This window comes from Geobacter sp. OR-1 (assembly GCF_000813145.1).
GTDB lineage: Bacteria > Desulfobacterota > Desulfuromonadia > Geobacterales > DSM-12255 > Geoanaerobacter.
Genome location: NZ_BAZF01000031.1, coordinates 1 through 16,429 on the forward strand (window position 1 = coordinate 1; position 16,429 = coordinate 16,429).

Genomic DNA, 16,429 nt, shown 5'->3' on the forward strand with positions numbered 1-16,429 from the left:
CCCCGCAGGCGCGAGGATGAACCCGGTAAGGCCATGCAGGTCAATAGCATTGCCGCTATGTTCCCCGCAGGCGCGGGGATGAACCGACGATTACAAATGCCTCGTCATCTACGAGCAGATGTTCCCCGCAGGCGCGGGGATGAACCGCGGTGCAGGAGTTGCCTTCGTTGTCGGTTCTTATGTTCCCCGCAGGCGCGGGGATGAACCGTGTCGGCGGGCAGTCGATCAGGCAGATATCGTATGTTCCCCGCAGGCGCGGGGATGAACCACAGTTCGGCTCCGATGACCTGCGCTCTGGCCCATGTTCCCCGCAGGCGCGGGGATGAACCGGTCATCGAACAGCTCAAACGCGACGGCGACACATGTTCCCCGCAGGCGCGGGGATGAACCGCCGCCGAACCTTGTACGCCTCGATGATCGGCTATGTTCCCCGCAGGCGCGGGGATGAACCGAGAGCGCGAGCGAGCGCCAATATCTGAGGTTGATGTTCCCCGCAGGCGCGGGGATGAACCGCAGTGTTGCTGCCAAGATGCTACCGCCCCCCATGTTCCCCGCAGGCGCGGGGATGAACCGCCCGTAGTCGCATGGTGTGGCTCCAATTATCTATGTATGAATCTGCGACTCGTATCCTCTCCGGCATCAATAAAACCTGTTCCCCTCAGCTCGATCCGAAAATAAACCGAATATAGTCAGGAGTTCGTTCATGTAGTATTATTACTTCATGGAATTCTTTGTCCTGATCATCTTGGCTGTATTGGTTAGCCTGATCATGTTCTGGCTGTTGGTAGTGCCGGCCGTTTTGCTGGCCGGAGCCTTCATGGCAATCGGCTTCGGGGTGATAAGCGGCATAATGGAGGCGTCGCGTCGCTTCTCCTAGCCATTTGTCCTATCCTCCTAGATCCCTCATGTAGCTCACCTTGACTTACTCATAACCCATTCCAATGCTGACCCCACACATTGCCTTTGCTTGAGCTGCGAGCTTACGTCCCACGATTTGTGAAGCAATCAATCCTCAATCCGATTGATCCGTCATTGTTCCGATCATGTATTGAGTCGAGTTCATACCTTGGTTGTAGCTTAAAGATATTATATTAAAAAACCCTAAAGTTGACTGTATTGGTGACGATTAATTTTTATGGCTGCTATGCAACTAATCGAAATATCGGACACTGTCACAACCTGGAAACCGATACAGGAGGCATTATGGAAATGTTGAAATTCAAAAACTGGAAGATTTTGACCAAAATTCTCAGTATCTCCGCCATCACCATCCTGATATTCCTCTCCGGGATCTTCTTCTATTTCCTGCCTCAATTTGAAAAGGACTTGATGCAGGAGAAGATAAGTGCGACCCGCAATGTGGTCGATGTTTCGTATACCTTGGTGGAAGGGTATCAGGCCAAGGTGAAAAGCGGCGAATTGACGCTTGCCGAGGCCCAGAAGATGGCTATCGCTGCCGTGAAAAACCTGCGGTACGACGGTAAGGAGTATTTCTGGATCAATGACCTGGAACCGACGATGATCATGCATCCGATCAAGCCGGAGCTGGATGGAAAGAGCCTTGCCGAATCCAAGGACCCGAACGGCAAGCGGATCTTCGTTGATATGGCGGCTCTGGCCAAGGACAAGGGCGAAGGGGTGATCGAATACATGTGGCCCAAGGAAGGGTCGACCAAGCCGGTTGCCAAGATTTCCTACATCAAGCTGGCCAAGGACTGGGGCTGGGTGATCGGCAGCGGCATCTATGTGGACGATGTGCAGGCCGAACTGTTCAAGTTGAAGAAAAACATCATGATCGGCGCGCTTATCGGCGCGGTGCTGATCTTTCTCCTTGCCTATTTTGTGGCGCGGAAGATCAAGGCTAATCTCGGCTCGGCAGTGCAGATCGCGGAGAAGATCGCTGCCGGCGACCTCAGCACCAAGGTGCGGATCGATACCAGAGACGAAACCGGCCAATTGCTCAGTGCCATGGAACGGATGTCCGACAGCATCAATGCCCTGGTTGCCGACGCCGACATGCTCGCCAAGTCCGCTGTTGAGGGTAAGCTTGCCACTCGAGCGGATGCGTCGAAGCATCTGGGAGACTTTCAGCGGATCGTGTCCGGGGTAAACAGCACCCTTGACGCGGTTATCGGGCCACTCAACGTTGCGGCCGATTACGTGGACAAGATCAGCAAGGGGGTTATCCCGCCGGTGATCAGCGAGCATTACAACGGCGACTTCAATAGCGTGAAAAACAACCTGAATATCCTGATCGGGGCAACCAACGGTATCACTGCTGCGGCGCGGGAAATAGCGAAGGGGAATCTCATGGTGGAGCTGCAGGAACGCTCTCCTGATGACGAGTTGATGCACGCCCTCCTGAAAATGGTGGAAAAACTCTCCTCGGTGGTGGCGGAAGTCAAGTCGGCGTCCGACAATGTGGCCTCCGGAAGCCAGGAACTTTCATCGGGCTCCGAGGAGATGAGTCAGGGGGCCAGCGAGCAGGCTGCTGCTGCTGAAGAGGCTTCTTCTTCGATGGAAGAGATGGCTTCCAATATCCGTCAGAATGCCGACAATGCGTCGCAGACCGAGAAGATCGCCATGAAGAGCGCCACTGCCGCTATTGAAGGGGGGAAAGCAGTCAACCAGACCGTCACGGCAATGAGGGAGATCGCCGGCAAGATCAGCATTATCGAGGAGATCGCCAGGCAGACCAATCTGTTGGCCCTGAACGCGGCAATTGAGGCGGCACGGGCCGGCGAGCACGGCAAGGGGTTTGCGGTTGTCGCTTCTGAAGTCCGGAAGCTGGCGGAACGGAGCCAGGCTGCCGCGGCCGAGATCAGCAATCTCTCCTCTTCGAGTGTCGAGGTGGCCGAAGCAGCCGGACAGATGCTGTCGCAGATGGTGCCGGACATTCAGCGCACCGCGGAACTGGTGCAGGAAATCAGTGCCGCCTGCCGGGAACAGGACAGTGGCTCAGAGCAGATCAACAAGGCAATCCAGCAACTGGATCAGGTCATCCAGCAGAATGCTTCTGCAAGCGAGGAAATGGCCTCCACTGCCGAGGAACTCAGCGCCCAGGCGGAACAGTTGCAAAGCTGCATCGGCTTTTTCCGGATCGGGGACGAGGTCCAGGCCCAGCACAGGGTTATGCAAAAGACGGTCAAAGGCGCGAAGCTGCCGCTTCTGAAACAGCTTGATGGTGCTCCGGCATACTCGAACGGCTATGAAAAAACTCCCCGGCTGGCAGTGAATTCGGGGATAGCCTTGAATCTGGGTTGCGATAATATCGATGACAGGTTCGAAAAGTTCTAGTGTTTCCTGATCCGCGGCTCAGGGACAGGGAGGCAGTCCGTCTTCCTGTCCCTGAAGCGGCATCACTCTCCCTTCCATTCCATTCGGTGCCTTTCCTGATCCATAGTCGCAATTTCCGGCAGTTACTCCGGCCTGTTCAGGTTGACCGATCCGTTCATTCCACTTTGTAACCGGAGCCGAGCCCGGGCGATTGACCTCTTTTCCGGTGGAATTCCTCTTGCCTCTCTGCTAGAGTGCGCCAGGAAGGAAAAATTTCCAGACGGGCCGTCACCGGACCCCTCTGAATTGAAAGGATGCGCTTCATGCAAAAGGCAAAACAGGGGGACAAGGTAAAGGTCCATTATACCGGCAGGCTGGACGACGGCGAGGTGTTCGATTCTTCGGAGTGCAACGACGACGCTTGCGGCTGCGAAACAGGGCCGCTGGAGTTTACCATCGGCGAAGGGAATGTCATTCCGGGATTCGAGGCCGCGGTAATCGGGATGTCTCTGGGTGAGAGCAAGGAAGTCAAGATTCCGATGAATGAGGCCTATGGCCCGTATCAGGAGGAACTGGTCGGCGTGGTGGAGCGGAGCAGGCTTCCGGAGGGTTTGGTGCCGGAGATCGGCGGCCAGCTCGAAGTCACGGGTCAGGACGGCGAGGCCTTCCCGGTCCTTATTACCGAAGTTTCCGACACGGAAGTGACCCTCGACGCCAACCACCCGCTTGCCGGGCGCGACCTGACGTTCGATATCAAGCTGGTGGAAATAGGTTGACGGTTTCGTAACAAATCCATCTGCAGTGATGCAAATTCAAATATGATGCGTTTTCGGAGGTGATCCATGTCTGATCAGGTTATCGGCGTGATCGGCGGCAGCGGTTTGTATGAAATGGAGGGGATGGAAAAAGTTGAGCAGATAAAGGTGGCTACACCGTTCGGCGACCCGTCGGACGAATTTGTTACCGGCGTTCTCAATGGAGTGAAGATGGTCTTTTTGCCGCGGCACGGCAAGGGGCATCGGCTGCTCCCGTCCGAGGTCAATTACCGGGCCAACATCTATGGCATGAAAAAGCTGGGGGTCGGGCAGATCATTTCCGTTTCCGCGGTCGGCAGCCTCAAAGAGGCGATCGAGCCCGGACATATCGTTATTCCGGATCAGTTCATCGACCGTACCAAAGGGATCAGGAAGGATACCTTCTTCGGCGACGGGGTTGTGGCGCATGTCGGCTTTGCGGACCCGGTCTGCCACCGGCTTTCCGACACCCTGTTCGATGCCGCCCGGAAAGCGGGCGCAACGGTCCACAAGGGCGGGGCCTATATCTGCATGGAGGGTCCGGCGTTCTCGACCCGGGCGGAATCGTTCATGTACCTGGGGCTCGGGGCTTCGGTAATCGGCATGACCAACCTGACCGAGGCGAAACTCGCCCGCGAGGCAGAGATCTGTTACGGCATCATCGCCCTTTCGACCGATTACGACTGCTGGCATGATTCGCACGACGATGTGACCGTGGAGGCGATCATCAAGATCATCCACCAGAATGTGGCCATGGCCAAGAACATCATCCGCAATGCCGTGGCCGAAATTGCACCTGACCGCGGCTGTCCGTGCGCCGATGCGATGCAGTATGCCGTAATCACCGACCGGAAGGCGATACCGGAGAGTGCCAAGCAGAAGCTGGATATTCTGGTCGGCAAGTATCTTTGAATTACTTATTGAACCGCAAAGACGCCAAGGGCGCAAAGAAATGCCAAGAAGTTTTGCATCCTTTGGTTACCTTTGCGGACTTTGCGGCTTTGCGGTAAAAAAAAGGACATGTTGTGAGGATAATGTCTGAGTCTCAGGAGAATAACCTATGGGTATAGTAGTTGTCGGCACCGTGGCTTTTGATACGGTGGAAACCCCGTTCGGCAGAGGGGAGAATGTGCTGGGCGGGTCAGCCACCTATTTTTCGACCTCGGCCAGCTTTTTTACCGATGTCTCCCTGGTTGCAGTGGTAGGGGAGGATTTCCCGGAAGAGCATGTGCAGTTTCTGCAGTCGCGGGAGATCAATACTGACGGACTGCAACGGATACCGGGGAAGACCTTTCATTGGAGCGGCCGGTACGGTTATGACCTGAACGAGGCCCAGACCCTTGACACCCAGCTGAACGTGTTGATGGAGTTCCGGCCCGACCTGCCCGAATCTTACCGCGACGCGGAATTCCTGTTCCTGGCCAATATCGATCCCGACCTGCAGCTGGAGGTGCTCAGCCAGGTGAGGAAGCCGAAGCTTGTTGCCTGCGACACCATGAATTTCTGGATCTCGTTAAAGCCTGAGGTGCTGAAAAAAGTGCTGCAGAAGGTGGATATCGTCGTGATCAACGAGGGGGAGGCGAGGCAGCTTACCGGCGAGGTGAACCTGGTCAAGGCGGCCCGCCGGATCATCGCGCTTGGTTGCAAGAGGCTGGTGGTGAAGCGGGGCGAGTACGGGGTACTGATGTTTACGCCCGATTCGGTATTTGCCGCGCCTGCTTATCCGCTGGAAGAGGTCTTTGATCCGACCGGCGCCGGCGACACGTTCGCCGGAGGGTTCATGGGGTATCTGGCCGGCACCGGCAACCTGACGGAAGATGGAATTCGGCAGGCGATTGTGTTCGGTTCCGTCATGGCGTCATTCAATGTCGAGGACTTCAGCCTGGACCGGATGAAGCGGCTTGAATACCGGGAGATCGAGGCCCGATACCGGAGTTTCAAATCTCTGACCCATTTCCAGGATCTTCCCGAGGGGATCTGAGCGGTTCTTGACCCGCCCGCGTTGACAAATCCCAGTCTGTTTGGTAGTTTTTGGCAGTAACCACGTTGTCATACGGCTGTCATCGGCTCTCCGGAGCGATTGCGCCGGACGGAGGGGGATGTGCGCACAGTTCTGCTGGTTCTTCTGATTGCCTTTGGCTGTTCGGCCTGCGCCTTGAGCGAAGCGAACCGGAAAAAGGCCGCTTATCACTTCCAGATGGGGGAGTCGTATCTCCGGGAGCAGAATATTACTTCGGCCCTGGTTGAGTTAACCGAGGCGGAGAAATACATGCCCGACGACCCGCAACTGCTCAATTTCCTCGGGTTGGTCTATTTCCGGAAGGGAAAGTATGAAATAGCGGAACAGAAGTACCTCAAGGCGCTTGAGATCAAGCCATCGTTTTCCGAGGCCCGCAATCATCTCGCGGTAAATTATATGGAGATGCAGCGATGGGACGACGCCATTACCCATCTGAAAGCGGTCACAGACGATATTTTTTATCAGGGCCAGGAATCTGCCGGTATCAATCTCGGGCTCGCTTATCTCGGCAAGGGTGATCTGGAAAAGGCCCTTACTGCCATGAAAGCCGCAGTTTCGGCATATCCGCGTAATCATCAGGCGCGGGTGGCGCTGGGCCGGGTATATTTCGCGCAAAACCGGCTCGAACTGGCCGCGGAAGAGTTCCGCCGCGGGATCGATCTGGCAAAGGGGTATGTTAATGCCCATTACTACCTCGGCCTTGCCCTTATGAAAGCAACAGACAACAGCAGAGCTAAGGATGAGTTCAGGGAGGTAGTGCGCTTGGCCCCGGACAGCGATTTGGGCCGCCAGGCACGCGAGTATCTCGATCTTCTCAGGTGAGGTCCGGGGTGACCGAAGCAACCATGCAAAACGGATACGGTTCAGGACTCGGGCAATGGCTGTTGCAGAGCCGCGAGGCAAAGGGAGTTTCCCTGGAAGAGGCCGCCGATATCACCAGGATCAGCAAGGCGTATATCGATGCCCTGGAGAAGGAGGATTTTGACAGGCTTCCCGGTCCTGCATACTGCAAGGGGTTTCTGAGGATCTATGCCGGCTATCTGGGGATATCCGCCGACGAGGCCGTTGCCAGATATGATATGAAGATGTCCGGCGGTGCGGCACCGGTCCGTCCTCCAGCAGATGAGAACCCGGTCCCCCAAGCGCAGAAAACTGGCCGCAGATGGGTGTTGCCGGTGATCCTGCTGTCTCTGGTGCTTCTGGTATCGATCTTTGTCGATACCAACCCGCGGCCACCGGTCAATCGCCCTGCGGTAAAGCCGGAAACAGCGCAAACCTCCCGGCCGGCGCCTGTGCAACCCCAGCCTTCCAGCAGCAAACCAGCCGCTGCTCCGGTAGCTGCTCCCGTGCAACAGACAAATGAAGCGCCAGTATCTGCCGCACCTGTTGCCGAGCCTCAAAAGGAAGGTCTGATCCTGAAATTGAAAGTAAACCAGGACAGCTGGCTGAATGTGGACATTGATGGCCGTCTTTCCAAGCAGTACGATCTCAAGGCCGGAGACCTGATCGAATGGAAGGCCGACAGCCTGATAACCATTGATATCGGTAATGCCGGCGGCGTTGAGGGCGAGGTGAACGGCAAACCCCTCGCGCCATTCGGGGCAGCGGGAAAAAAGGCACATGTAGTGATAAGGCCCGAAGGGGCGTCGATTCAGTAGATCGCCGGAAGCGCCTTGAGGGATGACACCAAAGGAGATATTGCATGCAATTGGTCTCGCGATGCCGTAAATGCGGCAGATCGATGAAAACCCAGCGGATAGACAATTATCGGGTAAAACTTACCTGCAGTTGCGGGTTCTCCGATTTCCGCGCCATGACCGAAAAGGTCAAGACCGTGAATCCGTTCATCAGCCGCGCCAGCTTCACGCCTTTTATCGAAAGCGAAAAAGAGAAGATGGTGCTCACCATGCAGCGGGCCAATCGCGAACATCTGGAAATCATTTCTCTTGAGGAGATCAGCATGCTGGTCTCTTCCGATTACGACCTGCCGGAGATCCTCCAGCAACTGGTGACCAAGGTTGCCGGGCAGCTGAAAGTGAGCGTTTGCAGTATCTACCTGATGGATGGCGACGAACTGGTTATGGCGGCGACCCATGGCTTCGACCCTTCGTTTATCGGCAAAATCCGGATCAGGATCGGCGAAGGGATCACCGGCACGGTTGCCAAGGATCGCCAGCATATCGCTCTGAGCCAGGCATCGCGCGATCCCCGGTACAAGCCGTTCACGGAACTGCAGGAAGAGAAATACAATTCCATGCTTTCCTATCCCATTGCCGACAAGAGCGCGGTGTATGGGGTAATCAATCTCAACTCCACTTCGATGAAAACATTCAACGAGGATGAGATCTATTTTGTGTCTATCATCGCCAATCTGATAGTTACTGCCGTCAAGCTGAGAAAGAAGGCAGCCGAAGCAAGCGGAAGCAATTGAGCAGGCTTGACACCCACAAGACCCGTGCTAGACTTAGCGATGCTATGATACAGTTTAGCCGGGAGCATATTGTGTCGAAACATTCAAAACGTATCCTTGTTGTGGATGATGAAGAGAATGCGCGTTACGGGCTGTCAAAGCTGCTTACCAACGAAGGGTTTACGGTCGACAGTGTCTCAAACGGTTTTGAAGCGCTCAATTTTCTGCGCCAGCAGGAAGTGAATCTCATTGTTACCGATATCAATATGCCGGAGATGAACGGCATCACCTTCCTCAAGGAACTGAACAAGAACTTTCCCAACAGCAATGTCATCATGATTACCGCCTATGGCGGCGTGGAGTCATATATTGAGGCGATGAACCTGGGTGCGTTCGAATACATCAACAAACCGGTAAAGATCGAAGAACTCAAATCGATTCTGAAAAAGATCTTCAAGGAGACCAGCCACTGAGGCGCTGGCGGTACGGAGCCTAATATGCAAAACTTTGATAAGATCCTGCTTGCAGTCGATTTTTCCGACAGTTCGATGAACGCCTGTGAATATGCTCTGGCTCTGGCAACTAAATTCGGCTCGAAACTGATCATTGTGCATGTGATCAACGAACCGGTAGACCTGCGCGGATTTTACGTGCCACATATCTCTTTCGATCGCCTGGAGCAGGAGATTGAGGAAGGTGCGCGCAAGATGATGGACAAGTTCGTCGCCAACTCTCTGGGTGGCTTTGCGAATTTCGAGACCCTGATTCTTTCGGGGATCCCGTACGAGGAGATCCTGAAAAAGTCCGAAGAGGAGCATGCCGATCTTATCGTTCTGGGGACTCACGGTCGCACCGGCATCGATCATCTTCTATTCGGCAGCACTGCCGAGCGTGTTGTCCGCACCGCCAAATGTCCGGTGCTGACGGTCCGTATGAGTTGACAACGATTTGACATTAATATCCGAAAGGTTTAAGGGCAGCCGATGCTGCCCTTTTCTTCGTTCTCTCCATTAATGAAAACCATAGTATCTCCAAAAAATCAGAATATACTGATCATTGACGACGAGAAGGTAATCCTCGATCTCACCTCCATCATTCTGCGGAACCGCGGCTACACGGTATACACCGCCGGAGACGCGGCCGACGGGTTTGATATCATCGAGACCCGCCATCCGGAGCTGGTGCTGCTCGATTACATGATGCCCGGAATCGATGGCCTTACCGCACTCAAAATCATCCGGGAGCGTTATCCCGATACCTATGTAATCATGTTCACCGGCAAGGGGAGTGAGGAGATTGCCGTTGAGCTCATGAAGGCGGGCGCCTACGACTATATTCTCAAGCCGTTCAATAATCAGGATCTCGCCGACCGGATCGAGAATGTCCTCAGGATTCGCCAAGTTGAAATCAGCAACCGGGAGCTGATAAAGGAAAAGGAACGGCTGCTGGGGGAGATCGAGCAATGGAACCGGCAGCTGGAGATCAGGGTTCAGGAGAAGACCGAGGCGCTGCAACGGGTCCAGGCGGAAAATGTCCAGGCCGAGAAGCTCGCGTCGCTCGGTTACCTCTCTGCCGGTGTTGCCCATGAAATCAGGAATCCCCTCAATTCGATCACGCTGTTCGTACAGCTGATCAAGTCCGGCATTGATGATCCCGAACTGTGCGGTTACGTGGACAAGATACTCAAGGAAGTGGACCGGATCGACACCATTGTGCGGAAACTGCTCGATGCCTCGAAACGGCCGCGGTTCGAGCTGAAGGAAGTGCGGATCGACCAGTTGATCGATCAGACCCTGGAGGCCTTCCGCCCCCAGCTCGATCAGAACAGGATTGTCGTCGAGCGCGATTTCCGCAATCTCCCGCCGGCCATTCAGGCCGATCCGTCCGAGCTGGAACAGATATTTGTCAATCTCTTTCTGAATTCCATCCACGAAATGCCGCAAGAAGGGCGGCTCAGGGTGCAGCTCGACCACGACGGCAAAGAGGTGGTCATCAGGGTCAGCGATACCGGCGGGGGGATACCGAAGGAAAACCTGGCCAATATTTTTGACCCATTCTTTACCACCAAGAACAAGGGGAGCGGCCTGGGACTATCGGTGGTCCTGAGAATAGTCAAGACCTATGGCGGCAAGATCGGCGTGGAGAAGAGCGACAAGACCGGGACAACCTTCTGTATTCTGCTTCCTCTGCCGGCTGCGGAATGATCGAGGTTTATTCATGAAAGAGCTGGCCCGGACCAAAGTGCTTCTGATCGATGATGACCCGCTTTTCCTCCGTTCTATGGGTAATACCTTTGAAGAGATGGGGTTTGACGTGATTACTGCCGGTGACGGCGTGGAGGGGTTGAAGGCGTATCTCGACAATCGACCCGACGTCGTCATTACCGATCTGATCATGCCCCGTATGGGTGGGGTCAGTACCTGCATGGAGATCACCAGACGGGCTTCGTCGGAGCACCAGCCGATCATCATTCTCATGACCTCGATGTTTCACGGATCTCCCCATGAACACGAACTCCCGGAGATGGGCGCCAAGGTTCACATCCCCAAATCAACTCCGCCGTTCGATGTTGTCATTATTGTGGAACAACTCCTGGAACGGGCCCGTTCGACAGAATCCGGTTCCTGAATCCGATGCTGTTTCTGCTGCGTAATCTCATCGTACCGCTCGGCACCGACGAATCGCTGATACCGGCGCTTCTGGCCGTTCGCCTCGGAATACCCCCAGCTGAAATACTCGAATGGCGCCTCCTGCGCAAGGGAATTGACGCCCGTCGCAAGGGACGGATATCTTTCGTGCTGACTGTGAGTTTCAGGGTGGCCGATGAAGAGCCGCTCTGCCGGCGTCACGAAGCCGACGCCGATTTCTCCGTGATCCCGGAAGAAGCCCCCAGCAGTTTCCCGCGGATTTCATCAGGAGAACGGATTGTCATTGTCGGGTCCGGGCCGGCCGGACTGTTTGCTGCGCTCCGGCTGGCCGATTACGGCCTTTCCGCCACGATTCTCGAGCGGGGCAAGCCGGTGGCCGACCGGCTTAAGGACGTGCAGGCGTTCTGGGGGAAGGGGACTCTTGACCCGGAGAGCAATGTGCAGTTTGGGGAAGGCGGGGCCGGAACCTTTTCCGACGGCAAGCTGACCACCAGGGTCAGGGACCCGCAGATCGGGTATGTGCTGCAACGAATGGTGGAGTTCGGCGCGCCGCCCGAGATCCGTTATCTGGCAAAACCGCATATAGGAACCGACCGGCTCCGGACCGTGGTCTCAAATATCAGGCGCTTTCTTGAGGATTCCGGTTGCCGGGTCAGATTTGGGACCTGCATGACCGACCTCATGATTTCCGCAGGAGGGTTGCGCGGAGTTATAGCCAACGGCTCCGAGGAAATACCTTGCGATTCCGTGGTGCTCGCTCCGGGCAACAGTGCCCGGGATACCTATCGGATGCTTGCGCGGCAGGGGGTACAGCTGGAGCTGAAACCTTTCGCAGTAGGAGTTCGTGTGGAACACCCCCAGGAGCTGATCAACAGGATCCAGTACGGCCTCCCTTCGCATCCGCAGCTCCCGCCTGCAGACTACGCCCTTGCCTTCAATGACCCGGCCACCGGACGCTCTGCCTATTCGTTCTGCATGTGCCCGGGTGGGGTGGTGGTTGCCGGCGCTTCAGAAGCGGGCGGGGTGGTGACAAACGGGATGAGCAACCATCTCCGCAACTCACCCTGGGCAAACAGCGCGCTGGTGGTAACGGTAGGAAGAGACGATTTCCCCGGCGGCTCTTCGCTTAGCGGGGTATTGTTTCAGCGGGATCTGGAAATGAAGGCCTTTGCCGCAGGCGGCGGAGGGTTCCATGCGCCGGCCCAGAATCTAATGTCATTTATGGGGCAGGTCACGCAAGGTTGTACCAGAAGCAGCTACCGTCCCGGGGTGGTCGAAGCCGATCTCAGCGCCATTCTCCCCGGCTATGTCGTTACTACCCTCAGAAACGGAATCCGTAGTTTCGAGCGAAAGATGCGTGGTTTTATGACTAGCGAGGCCACTCTGGTTGGGGTCGAGACCCGTACTTCGGCGCCGGTGCGGATCGTACGGGGTGGCGACCAGCAAGCCGCCGCTGTCAAAGGGTTGTATCCTGCCGGTGAAGGGGCCGGATACGCGGGCGGCATCATGAGCGCCGCCCTGGACGGCATCCGGGTGGCGGATGCGATCGCCGCCCGAATCACGAGCTGATCATCCCCTCCTATTTCGCAATCTTTCCGACAAGCTTAGAAAGAATGACGATCGCGTCTCCGGTATCTACCTTGGCGTTCGGTTTAGAAACCCCGTTAACAACCGGCGCCACATCCAGACGGGACTTTTGCTCATTAGTAAGTTGAATTTTACCGATGGACGCCTGTACTGCGAGGGTGGCGTCAACTATGGTCAAATTCTCGGTTGCCGGCGCTGGGGCAGGAGCATTGTTCGGCAGGGTAATGGCTACTGTTGCAGTGCTGGCAGCGGAAACATTGCCGCTGGCGTCCTTGACCCAGGCATAGGCAGTTTTGGCCCCGGCAGAACCGAAGGTGATGCTTGTAGGTATCGAGGCGCTCCAGCCGGCGGCATCGGCAGAAGGAGGAGTGCTGCTTTCCGTGATCATGTAGCCGGTAACGGCCACGTTGTCGGCCGCAGTAAGCCCTGTAACCGGTACTGTAAGTGAAGCTGCCGTTGCAGGGAGGGTGAATGCGCTGATGGTCGGCGCGGTCTTATCCTGCAGGGTAATGATTACTGCGGCAGAACTCGCTGCAGAGACATTGCCGCCGGCATCCTTGACCCAGGCATAGACGGTTTTGGCCCCGGCAGAACCGAAGGTGATGCTGGCCGGCGCCGAGGCGCTCCAGCCGGCTGCTCCCGCGGCGGGGGGCGTGGCACTTTCGGTGATCATGAATCCCGTTACGGCCACATTGTCGGTTGCCGTAAAACCAGCTACCGGTACGGTCAGCGAAGCTGCCGTTGCCGGGAGGGTGAATGCGCTGATGGTCGGCGCGGTCGTGTCAGCTACCTGGTTGGCCACGGTTACTGTCACGGTGGAAGAGTTAGCGATGTTACCCTTATTGTCCGAAGCCCTGGCGGTCAAGATGTAGCTGCCGTTTGCCACTGATCTGGTGTCCCAGGTGAAGTTGTACGGGGCGGCATTGCCGGCGAACAGGAGGACCCCGTTGGCGTAGATCTCAACCATGCTGACCCCGACATTGTCGACTGCATTGGCTTTTATTGTAATTCCTCCGCTGACTACGGCATTGTCGGCCGGTGCAGTTACTGCGACTGTCGGCGGGATTGTGTCGTTCAGGACTGTCACGGTTTTGCTCGACTGACTGACATTGCCGGCCGCGTCATAGGCCTTGGCCATGAGGGTGTAAGCCCCTTGAGGCAGGGTTGAGGTGTCCCAGGAATAGAGATAGGGGGATGCGGTGTCAGCCCCCTTTAGCTGATTATTTATATAGAACTCGACCTTGGTGACGCCGACGTTATCATCGGCGCTGACATTGATTGAAACGGTTCCGCTCACATTGTTCGCATCTGCAGGAGAGGTTATTTCCACAGTGGGGGGTGTGATTTCGGCAACTGTCAGGACATTGGACATGCCGCTTTCCATATCCGCGGTGTTATACGCCGTGACTGCGAAGCGGTATGATTTCCCAGGATCAAGACCATTGATGGTTGCCGTGGTCCCGTTCTGTACGACAATCGGGGTAACTCCGTCTAGCGATGCGGAGTGTTCTGCGTAATATACCTTGTACCCGGCCAGGTCGGTCTCGGTGTTCGGATCCCACTGCAGTTTGACGCTTGCTGCAGAAGCGGCGGAACTCATGCTCAGGGAAAGAATGGCCGCCAGTACCGAATTGACGAGCATTTTTTGTAAACGGATTCCATGCGTTATCTGGCCGGGACGTGCGTACCCCTCTTCTACCAGGACCTCGCCGAGTTTTTTCCGGGACAATGCCTGTTTGGAAAGGGCTTTTTCCAGCTGTTCTCTGGAGATATGGCCTGTGGCAACGAGCAGCTCCCCCAGCCTTAACGGGCCCGGGGTTTTTTCCGTCTGGTTCTGTTGAAAGTCGAGCAGGGCGGCGAGCTGCCGTTCCGTGAGCATGCCGAGGCGGGTAAAGATCTCGCCCAGTTTTTCTCCGGTTCTCTTCTGCTCGGAGATTGCCTGATCGAGCTGGTCACCGGTAATCCGCCCCGATTGCACCAGCAGTGCGCCCAGCAGTTGCCGCTCTCCGGCAGCGATCCTGACGGCATCTTCGAGGTGGCTGAGATGCTCCTGCACCATCAGCGGCGCGTTGACATCCCTTGCCTTGAGAACTCCCATCCTGACCAGGACCTGGCCTAGGAGTTCTTTGGTCTGTTTCTGTTCATCAAGGGCACGTTCGAGATCGCTTCGGGAAAGGAATCTGCCATCAAGCAGAATCTGCCCGATATGTCTTTTGATCATCTGTCGCATCGTTGATGTCCCCCTTCTCGTCACAAATGAAGGAATCATAATATTGAAAAATAGTATATCATATTACCGCCATTTAGCTTGTTAATAAAGTTTTGGGATGGAAAAAAATTCACCCAATAGTGTAACCATCGAAATATCCAAAGGTCTTATTCGTCGCTAGATTTTGCAACCGGTGATGCAGATCACTTTCTTCGGCCAGGCCGCCCAGTCATCCGCCTTTGTGTTTCCGGCTGTTTTGTGGTATTTAACCGTATCAAGGCGGTTGTGCCGCCGGTGACGTTCGACGGACTCCTGTCCGTTTGAAGAATGGGGAATGACGTGACTAAGAAATTTGTTTCCGGAATAAAAGATCGCGACCCGGTCGATTCGATCTTTCTGGTCAAGGACAAGATCGCTGCAATGGCCAAAAACGGCAAACCTTACATGAATCTCAGGCTGATGGACAAGAGCGGCGAGATCGAGGCCAAGGTCTGGGACAATGTGGACGAACTTGGAGCCGTATTCGACAAGGACGACTTTATTGCGGTTCGCGGCAAGGCGACTGTGTATCTGGGCAAAATGCAGCTGGTTGTAGCCGATCTGAAACGGATACCGGAAAGCGCGGTCGAACTTGCCGATTTCCTGCCAATGACAGCCCGTGATATTGCCGAGATGGAACGGGAGCTCGGGACGGTTGTGTCATCCATAACGGATCGGCATCTCCGCCTGCTCATGGAGGCGTTCCTCGGTGACGCCGGTTTCATGGCCGGTTACCGGATCGCACCGGCGGCCAAGGGGATGCATCATGTCTATCTCGGCGGGTTGCTTGAACACTCTCTGGCGGTCGCCAGGCTGGTCGATACGATAGCGCCGCTTTACTCCCCTCTCAACCGCGACCTGCTGATCGCCGGCGCCCTCCTGCACGACATCGGCAAGGTGCGGGAGATGGCCTACCTCCGCTCCTTTGACTATACGGACGAGGGAAAACTGATCGGCCACATCACCATCGGGGTTGAGATGATCCAGGAGAAGGTTTCCGGGATCGCCGGTTTCCCGGCCGAAACAGCTATCCTTCTGAAACATATGATACTGTCGCATCACGGCCAGTACGAGTACGGCTCGCCGAAACGGCCCAAGACAATCGAAGCAACGATCCTCAACTACCTCGACGACCTCGACGCCAAGATCAACGGTATCCGCACCCATATCGGCAGGGAGCCGGACAGCCAGTCGCGCTGGAGTTCCTACCACAAACTGTACGACCGGTATTATTTCAAGGATGCTACCGATTATTCCCAGGACGATCTGGACGCTGATCCGGATCCGGTGCCAGTGCCGAAGCCTGTTGAGAATACGCCCAAGCCGGTGGAAAGGGAGAAAAAAGGGTTCCACAATAACCCTTTCGAGAAGCTGAATAACGAAAACCTTGATCTCTTTTGAGGGCTGCGGTGTCAACTGCTGAAATTAACCGGATCGTGTTAAGTC

General features: G+C 55.7%; 15 protein-coding genes and 1 CRISPR repeat array. Of the genes, 14 read left to right on the forward strand and 1 reads right to left on the reverse strand.

Annotated elements, in window-relative coordinates; translation table 11 throughout:
- Positions 1–573: direct repeats of the CRISPR family, unit length 28 nt; unit sequence ATGTTCCCCGCAGGCGCGGGGATGAACC.
- 148 nt (positions 574–721) lie between these two features.
- The 13 genes from OR1_RS22380 to OR1_RS19520 all read left to right on the forward strand — a co-directional run bounded on the left by OR1_RS22380 (position 722) and on the right by OR1_RS19520 (position 12,717).
- Entirely contained in the window at positions 722–877 is a 156-nt protein-coding gene (locus OR1_RS22380; protein ID WP_160295284.1) for a hypothetical protein, read from the forward strand.
- A gap of 326 nt (positions 878–1,203) precedes the next feature.
- Entirely contained in the window at positions 1,204–3,297 is a 2,094-nt protein-coding gene (locus tag OR1_RS21840; protein WP_082003053.1) for a methyl-accepting chemotaxis protein, read from the forward strand.
- A gap of 302 nt (positions 3,298–3,599) precedes the next feature.
- Positions 3,600–4,052 carry a peptidylprolyl isomerase gene (locus OR1_RS19470; protein WP_041974587.1) on the forward strand — a complete coding sequence of 151 codons (453 nt, stop codon included), beginning with the start codon at positions 3,600–3,602 and terminating at the stop codon, positions 4,050–4,052.
- A gap of 66 nt (positions 4,053–4,118) precedes the next feature.
- On the forward strand, positions 4,119–4,982 hold the full coding sequence (gene mtnP, locus OR1_RS19475) for an S-methyl-5'-thioadenosine phosphorylase (protein WP_041974589.1): 864 nt from the start codon (positions 4,119–4,121) through the stop codon (positions 4,980–4,982).
- Positions 4,983–5,130: 148 nt separating this feature from the next.
- On the forward strand, positions 5,131–6,051 hold the full coding sequence (locus OR1_RS19480; protein WP_041974591.1) for a PfkB family carbohydrate kinase: 921 nt from the start codon (positions 5,131–5,133) through the stop codon (positions 6,049–6,051).
- A gap of 120 nt (positions 6,052–6,171) precedes the next feature.
- Positions 6,172–6,912: a lipopolysaccharide assembly protein LapB gene (locus OR1_RS19485; RefSeq protein WP_041974593.1), complete on the forward strand. Its 741-nt coding sequence runs from the start codon at positions 6,172–6,174 to the stop codon at positions 6,910–6,912.
- Positions 6,913–6,920: 8 nt separating this feature from the next.
- Positions 6,921–7,748 (forward strand): helix-turn-helix domain-containing protein, encoded by an 828-nt coding sequence (locus OR1_RS19490; RefSeq protein ID WP_052440694.1) that lies wholly within the window; start codon positions 6,921–6,923, stop codon positions 7,746–7,748.
- Positions 7,749–7,792: 44 nt separating this feature from the next.
- Positions 7,793–8,521 carry a GAF domain-containing protein gene (locus tag OR1_RS19495; protein WP_041974595.1) on the forward strand — a complete coding sequence of 243 codons (729 nt, stop codon included), beginning with the start codon at positions 7,793–7,795 and terminating at the stop codon, positions 8,519–8,521.
- A 71-nt stretch (positions 8,522–8,592) separates the two neighbouring features.
- Positions 8,593–8,973: a response regulator gene (locus tag OR1_RS19500; RefSeq protein WP_237754371.1), complete on the forward strand. Its 381-nt coding sequence runs from the start codon at positions 8,593–8,595 to the stop codon at positions 8,971–8,973.
- Between the two features lie 24 nt (positions 8,974–8,997).
- Positions 8,998–9,441: a universal stress protein gene (locus OR1_RS19505; protein WP_041974597.1), complete on the forward strand. Its 444-nt coding sequence runs from the start codon at positions 8,998–9,000 to the stop codon at positions 9,439–9,441.
- A gap of 72 nt (positions 9,442–9,513) precedes the next feature.
- Complete coding sequence (locus OR1_RS19510; protein ID WP_041974599.1) at positions 9,514–10,704, forward strand: response regulator; 1,191 nt, start codon at positions 9,514–9,516, stop codon at positions 10,702–10,704.
- Between the two features lie 13 nt (positions 10,705–10,717).
- A complete protein-coding gene (locus OR1_RS19515; RefSeq protein ID WP_041974601.1) occupies positions 10,718–11,128 on the forward strand; it encodes a response regulator transcription factor in 411 nt (136 codons plus the stop codon).
- Positions 11,129–11,133: 5 nt separating this feature from the next.
- The gene (locus tag OR1_RS19520) at positions 11,134–12,717 is read left to right on the forward strand and encodes an NAD(P)/FAD-dependent oxidoreductase (RefSeq protein ID WP_041974603.1); all 1,584 of its coding nucleotides are present in this window, start codon (positions 11,134–11,136) and stop codon (positions 12,715–12,717) included.
- Positions 12,718–12,727: 10 nt separating this feature from the next.
- Here OR1_RS19520 and OR1_RS21210 read toward each other — a convergent pair whose 3' ends face one another.
- Complete coding sequence (locus tag OR1_RS21210; protein ID WP_160295285.1) at positions 12,728–14,956, reverse strand: Ig-like domain-containing protein; 2,229 nt, start codon at positions 14,954–14,956, stop codon at positions 12,728–12,730.
- Between the two features lie 327 nt (positions 14,957–15,283).
- Here OR1_RS21210 and OR1_RS19530 point away from each other — a divergent pair, with 327 nt between their 5' ends.
- Positions 15,284–16,384: a 3'-5' exoribonuclease YhaM family protein gene (locus OR1_RS19530; protein ID WP_041974605.1), complete on the forward strand. Its 1,101-nt coding sequence runs from the start codon at positions 15,284–15,286 to the stop codon at positions 16,382–16,384.
- Positions 16,385–16,429: the final 45 nt, after the last annotated feature.

What these genes read in the sequence shown, in the direction of transcription:
- OR1_RS22380 (WP_160295284.1), top strand. Translation starts at nt 722, where the DNA reads ATGGAATTCTTTGTCCTGATCATCTTGGCTGTATTGGTTAGCCTGATC.
- OR1_RS21840 (WP_082003053.1), top strand. Translation starts at nt 1,204, where the DNA reads ATGGAAATGTTGAAATTCAAAAACTGGAAGATTTTGACCAAAATTCTC.
- OR1_RS19470 (WP_041974587.1), top strand. Translation starts at nt 3,600, where the DNA reads ATGCAAAAGGCAAAACAGGGGGACAAGGTAAAGGTCCATTATACCGGC.
- mtnP (WP_041974589.1), top strand. Translation starts at nt 4,119, where the DNA reads ATGTCTGATCAGGTTATCGGCGTGATCGGCGGCAGCGGTTTGTATGAA.
- OR1_RS19480 (WP_041974591.1), top strand. Translation starts at nt 5,131, where the DNA reads ATGGGTATAGTAGTTGTCGGCACCGTGGCTTTTGATACGGTGGAAACC.
- OR1_RS19495 (WP_041974595.1), top strand. Translation starts at nt 7,793, where the DNA reads ATGCAATTGGTCTCGCGATGCCGTAAATGCGGCAGATCGATGAAAACC.
- OR1_RS19505 (WP_041974597.1), top strand. Translation starts at nt 8,998, where the DNA reads ATGCAAAACTTTGATAAGATCCTGCTTGCAGTCGATTTTTCCGACAGT.
- OR1_RS19510 (WP_041974599.1), top strand. Translation starts at nt 9,514, where the DNA reads ATGAAAACCATAGTATCTCCAAAAAATCAGAATATACTGATCATTGAC.
- OR1_RS19515 (WP_041974601.1), top strand. Translation starts at nt 10,718, where the DNA reads ATGAAAGAGCTGGCCCGGACCAAAGTGCTTCTGATCGATGATGACCCG.
- OR1_RS19520 (WP_041974603.1), top strand. Translation starts at nt 11,134, where the DNA reads ATGCTGTTTCTGCTGCGTAATCTCATCGTACCGCTCGGCACCGACGAA.
- OR1_RS21210 (WP_160295285.1), bottom strand. Translation starts at nt 14,956, where the DNA reads ATGATCAAAAGACATATCGGGCAGATTCTGCTTGATGGCAGATTCCTT.